This window comes from Streptomyces milbemycinicus, assembly GCF_002154605.1.
Taxonomy (GTDB): Bacteria; Actinomycetota; Actinomycetes; order Streptomycetales; family Streptomycetaceae; genus Streptomyces; species Streptomyces milbemycinicus.
In genome coordinates this window covers 1-5,825 of the sequence record NZ_MUNE01000859.1, presented here as the reverse complement: position 1 = coordinate 5,825, position 5,825 = coordinate 1, and the positions used below count along the sequence as shown (strand labels likewise).

Annotated in this window: 3 protein-coding genes and 1 pseudogene; 1 reads left to right on the top strand and 3 read right to left on the bottom strand. The window is 71.5% G+C overall.

Going from position 1 to position 5,825, the window contains the following annotated elements:
• Both CCN51_RS60460 and CCN51_RS47660 read right to left on the bottom strand, forming a co-directional pair.
• Positions 1-153, bottom strand: a pseudogene (locus tag CCN51_RS60460) (type II toxin-antitoxin system antitoxin); the annotation flags it as partial.
• Positions 150-1,091, bottom strand: coding sequence for an SPFH domain-containing protein (locus CCN51_RS47660; RefSeq protein WP_014176767.1), 942 nt, complete (start codon positions 1,089-1,091; stop codon positions 150-152). The pseudogene CCN51_RS60460 and the gene CCN51_RS47660, both read right to left, overlap by 4 nt.
• A gap of 244 nt (positions 1,092-1,335) precedes the next feature.
• Between CCN51_RS47660 and CCN51_RS47655 the strand changes: the two genes are divergently transcribed.
• Positions 1,336-3,600 (top strand): transglycosylase domain-containing protein, encoded by a 2,265-nt coding sequence (locus tag CCN51_RS47655; protein ID WP_014176766.1) that lies wholly within the window; start codon positions 1,336-1,338, stop codon positions 3,598-3,600.
• Between the two features lie 78 nt (positions 3,601-3,678).
• On the opposite strand, the gene CCN51_RS47650 is transcribed toward CCN51_RS47655, so the two are convergent.
• A partial coding sequence (locus CCN51_RS47650; RefSeq protein WP_425444802.1) for a SpoIIE family protein phosphatase occupies positions 3,679-5,825 on the bottom strand: 2,147 nt, incomplete at its 5' end.

Below are 5,825 nucleotides of genomic sequence, written 5' to 3'. Positions count from 1 at the left end.
GCTGCGCAGCTCGTCCGCGGCCCAGCGGGCGAGTGCGTCGTGGACCGCGGGGTCGAGCCGCAGCAGTACCTGCTTGCGCTGCCGCGCAGCCGGCCGCGCGCCCTCGCGCGCTGCCGGCTCCGCGGCCCCGTCCCGCTCGCTCGGCTCCGTCACTGGTAGAGCGTGCCCGTGTTGAGGACCGGCTGCGGGGAGCGGTCGCCGCACAGCACGACCATCAGATTGCTGACCATCGCGGCCTTGCGCTCGTCGTCCAGCTCGACGATCTGCTCCTCGGCGATCCGCGCCAGCGCGGCCTCGACCATGCCGACCGCGCCGTCCACGATCTCGCGGCGGGCCGCGACCACCGCGCCCGCCTGCTGGCGCTGGAGCATCGCGGAGGCGATCTCGGGGGCGTATGCGAGGTGGGTGAAGCGCGATTCGACGATGCGCACCCCGGCCGCCTCGACCCGGGCGTGCAGCTCGATGGCCAGCTTCTCGGTGATCTCCTCGGCGTTGCCGCGCAGCGACAGCGCGTCCTCGTCGTGTGCGTCGTACGGGTACTCGATGGCGATATGGCGCACCGCGGCCTCGGTCTGGGTGGAGACGAACTCCCGGTAGTCGTCCACCTCGAATACCGCTTGGGCGGTGTCCTCGACCCGCCAGACGACGACGGCGGCGAGCTCGATCGGGTTGCCGTAGGCGTCGTTGACCTTGAGCACCGGGGTCTCGTGGTTGCGCACCCGGGTGGAGATCTTCTTGCGGTTGGCGAACGGGTTGACCCAGCGCAGCCCCTCGGTGCGGAGGGTGCCCTTGTAGCGGCCGAAGAGCTGGACGACACGGGCCTGGCCCGGAGCGATCGCGCACAGCCCGCGCATCGCGATGAGGGAGGCGATGAGTACCACGACGCCGAGGACGATCAGCGCGGGGTTGCTGTTGTCCTCGTAGTCGTACTCGGAGGTGTCGGTTCCGGCCGCGATGAGGAGGGGGCCCGCGATCAGCCCGACCAGGCTGAGCAGCAGCGCGAGACCGCCGCCGATGCTGCGCGCGGGCCGCTCGCGCACCTCGGGCCGGGGCGGGGACGGTATATCGGGTGTGGGCGTGATGTCGGTCATATCAGACATGAAGGTTCCCCCGTTTTTGCTGGTGCGTGCTGGTGTGCGGCCCTGCGGCCTCTATCAAAGTGATAGCACTTTTTGATGAGAAGGCAACCCCTGGCCGCGGCCGGACGTCTGTTCCTGCAGAGCAGGTGCTCTTTGTCACCTTCGGAAAAAGCTTGATCGATGAGTATGTGGCGTCAGCCGCGGTGTTAGCTTCGTGAGCTGGGTTGGGGGCTGACGTACAGGAGCAGCGGGAGAGATGGGCAGAGCGGAAGAGCGGCGGGCGCGGCAGAAGGGCGCTCGCAGAGCCAAGAAGGGCGCCGATAAGAGCGGCAAGGGCGGCAAGAAGACCGGCATACGCCGCTTCTTCACATGGAAGATGGTCCTGGGCTACTTCCTTTCGATGGGGCTGCTGCTCATCGGCGCGTTCCTGGTGCTCTACTTCATGGTCGATGTGCCCAATGCCAACGCCCTGGCCAAGGCGGAGGCCAACATCTACAAGTACAGCGACGGCTCCATCATGGCGAAGACGGGCGACGTCAACCGCGAGTCCGTACCGCTGTCGAAAATCCCCAAAGAGGTGCAGCACACCTTCGTCGCCGCCGAGAACAAGGACTTCTACACCGACCCCGGCGTCTCTTTCACGGGCACCGCGCGCGGCATCGTCAACACCCTTCTGGGCCGGGGCAAACAGGGCGGCTCGACCATCACCCAGCAGTACGTCAAGAACTACTACCTCAGCCAGGAACAGACCGTCAGCCGCAAGCTGAAGGAGCTGGTGATCTCCCTCAAGGTCGACCAGCAGCAGTCCAAGGACGACATCCTCGCGGGCTACATCAACACCAGCTACTACGGCCGCAACGCGTACGGCATCCAGGCCGCCGCCCGCGCGTACTACAACAAGGATGTCGGCAAGCTCACCGTGGCGCAGGGCGCCTATCTCGCCGCGGTGCTGCAGGCCCCCAGCCAGTACGACTACTCGGTGGCCGGCCCCAACGGGAAGCGGCTGGTCAAGCAGCGCTGGAACTACGTCCTGGACAACATGGTCGAGAAGCACTGGTTGGACGCGAGCGAGCGCGAGGGCCTGACGTTCCCCACGCCCAAGCCCCCCCGTGCCATCCCCGGCATGGACGGCCAGACGGGCTACTTCGTCGAGGCCGCCAAGCAGGAGCTGTTCAAGACCGGGGTGACCGAGGACGAGCTCGCGGCCGGCGGCTGGACGATCACCCTCAACATCGACAAGAAGAAGCAGCAGGCCCTGGAGAAGGCCGTCCACACCCAGCTGACCTCCAAGCTCAAGCCGAAGACGCGCCCGGTCGACGGGCACGCCCAGGTCGGCGCGGTCTCGGTGAACCCCAAGAACGGCGCGATCGTGGCGATGTACGGCGGTGCGGGCGCCACCAAGCACTGGACCAACAACGCCACCCGCGAGGACTACCAGCCCGCCTCGACCTTCAAGCCGCTGATCCTCGCCGCCGCGCTGGAGAACGACTCCACCACCCAGGACAGCCAGCCGATCAGGGCCAACACCGTCTACGACGGCGACAGCAAGCATCCTGTCAAGGACGACGGCGGCGAGGTCGGCTTCGCCCCGCCGAACGAGGACAACAAGGACTACGGCCCGATCAACGTCCAGAAGGCGATGAACAACTCCGTCAACTCGGTCTTCGCGCAGATGGCGGTGGACGTCGGCCTGGACAAGGTCAAGAAGACCGCCACCGCCCTGGGCATGAACTCCAAAGCGGGCGGCTTCGATGTGGCCCCCGCGATGTCGCTGGGCGTCATGGGCGCCAGCCCCAAGGACATGGCCGGGGTCTACGCCACCCTCGACAACCACGGCGAGAAGGTCACCCCCTCGATCGTGAAGTCGGCGGAGAAGGGCGGCGAGAGCGCCCAGCTGCCCGACACCACGGGCGGCGAGGTGATCAGCCGTACCGCGGCGGACTCCGTGACCTCGGTCCTGACCGGCGTGGTCGACGAGGGCACCGGCTCGGCCGTACGGCAGAAGGGCCAGGCCATGGCGGGCAAGACCGGTACCTCCGACGAGAACAAGTCCGCCTGGTTCACCGGCTACACCCCGGACCTGGTCACCTCGGTCGGCATGTTCGGCGAGGCCAAGGGCGGTAAGCAGGTGACGCTGACCGGCACCGCCGGCGGCGGACGCGTCAACGGCGGTGGCTTCCCGGCCAAGATCTGGGCCGCGTACATGGGAACGGCGCTCGACGGCAAGGGAAGCTCCAAGTTCGACCTGGACACCGACATGGGCGCGGCCGTCCCGCCGCCGTCGAGCACCAGCCCCAGCAGCACCCCGCCCACCAGCGCGTCGACGGACCCGACGACCTCCGCTCCGCCCACGAGCCAGAGCCCGACGGCGTCCTCGTCCCCGCCCACCACCGCGCCGACGACGCCCCCGACCACGGGCGGTCAGTCGCCGACCGACAACACCACGCCGCCCACGACCCCGCCGACCTCGCCCTCCCTGGACACGCGCAGCGTGCGCACCAAGCAGCGCGGCCACGGGTGATCTGAGACACGGCAGGCAGGCAGGCAGACAGCAGCGGGCGGGGCCTTCGTGGCCCCGCCCGCCGCCGTATGAGGTGTTTCAGGACCGCGGCGGCATCGCCAGCTCGAACCACACGACCTTGCCCGTGCTCAGCCGCGTCGCGCCCCACCGCCGGGCCATCCGGTTGACCAGATACAGCCCGCGCCCGCCCTCGTCGGACGGCCGGGCCTGACGCAGCCGCGGCAGCTGCGGCACATCGTCGCCGACCTCGCAGCGCAGTACGTCGGTCCGCAGCAGACGCAGCGTCACCGGCCGCTCCGCATACCGTACGGCGTTGGTGACCACCTCGCTGACCAGCAGCTCCACCGAGTCCGTCAGCTCGTCCAGGTCCCACCGGGCCAGCGCCCGCCGCGCCAGCCGGCGTGCCTGCCCGGCCGTCTGCGCCTTGGGGTCCAGGAACCAGTAGGCGACATCGCTCGGCGCGATCCCCTCGAAGCGGGCGGCCAGCAGCGCCACATCGTCGTCCCGGTCGCCCGGGCCGAGCATGTCCAGTACCTCGTCGCACAGCGGCTCCAGCGGCGGCGGGTTGGGGCCGGTGAGCCGGGCGGTCGCCGTCAGGCGCTCGCGCAGCTGCTCGATCCCGGTCCACACATCGCGCATCCGCGACTCGACGAGACCGTCGGTGTAGAGCATGAGGGTGGCGCCCGCGGGCGCGTCCAGCTCGACCGCCTCGAAGTCGACACCGCCGACCCCGATCGGCGCGCCCGGCGGCACCCGCAGCACCTCCGCACGGCCGCCGCGGTGCAGCAGCAGGGGCGGCGGATGGCCCGCGTTGGCGACCATGATGCGGTGCGCGACCGGGTCGTAGACCGCGTACAGGCAGGTCGCCATGCGGTCCGTGCCCAGCCGCTGGGCCTGCTCGTCGAGGTGGTGCAGCACCTCCTGCGGCGGCAGGTCGAGCCCGGCCAGGGTCTGCGCGGTGGTGCGCAGCTGGCCCATGATCGCGGCCGAGGTCATGGAGTGGCCCATCACATCGCCGACCACCAGCGCGACGCGGTTGCCCGGCAGCGGGATCGCGTCGTACCAGTCGCCGCCGACCCGCGCCGTCTCGGCGGCCGGGAGGTAGCGGCTGGCCAGCCGTACGCCCGTGGGCTGCGGCAGCGAGTCGGGCAGCATGGTGCGCTGCAGCTCGTCGGCGATGTACACCTCGCGGCCGTAGAGCACCGCCTTGTCGACGCCGAGCGCGGTGTGCGTGGCCAGTTGGGCGGCGACCAGCAGATCGTCCGGCTCGAACGGCGGCCGGTCCGGGCGGCGTACGAACACGGCGGCGCCGATCACCCGGCGCCGCCCCCGCAGTGGCGCCAGGACCGTGCGCTGACCGGTGGCCACCGATGTGTGCTCACCGAGCAGTTCGGGCAGCGCGGCGCGGGCGGCCGAGGAGTCGCCGAAGACCGGCCGCACCCCGCGCAGCACCTCGTTCAGCGGACCGCCCGCCTCCACCTCGCACAGCTCGGCCGCCGGGCCGCCGCCCACGGCGGGCGACAGATCCGGCTGCGAGGGCAGCAGCGGCAGCCGCCCGCTCTCGGTGTCCGGGTCAAGCGGGATGCGGTCGGTACGGCGCAGCCGCAGCACGACCGGGCCGACCGGGCGCTCGTCGCCGACCGGCAGCGGGTCGCGCAGATAGACCAGGATCGCGTCGGCGAAGGTCGGCACGGTGGCCCGGCACAGGCCCAGCACGATCTCGTCCAGGTCGATACCGCGCGCGATCCGCCGGGTCGCCGCCCCGACGAACCGCAGCCGGTCCCCGCCGCGGTCCCGCGCGGCGGCCGCCTCGGCGGCCACCGGCCCGCCCCCTGAGGGCGCGGCCGGCACCGCGGGCACCCCGCCCTCGGGCGCGCGATAGCCGACCTCGGCCGCGGCCCGGGTGTCGCCCGCTTCGGCCGGCGGATGCTCGCCCGCGGCCGGGCCGCGCCGGGCGGCTCCCCGGGCGTCACGGCCGCGCCGCCCGCCCGTGCCGTCGCCCCCGGCGGCCGGGGGTTCGGCGCCGAGGCCGGGATCGCCGTCCCGCGCCCCGGGCCGGCGTGCCGCGCCCCTGGCGGCATTGTGGTCCGCGTCCCACACAGGCTCGCCCTCCGGTGTGCCGTGCTCCGGCTGCGCCGGGTGCTCACTTACCGCGTCACTGGCCGATTCGCCGGCCGCCGGGCCCCGGCGGTCCGAGTCCGCCCCGGCCCGCCGCCCCGCCGTAC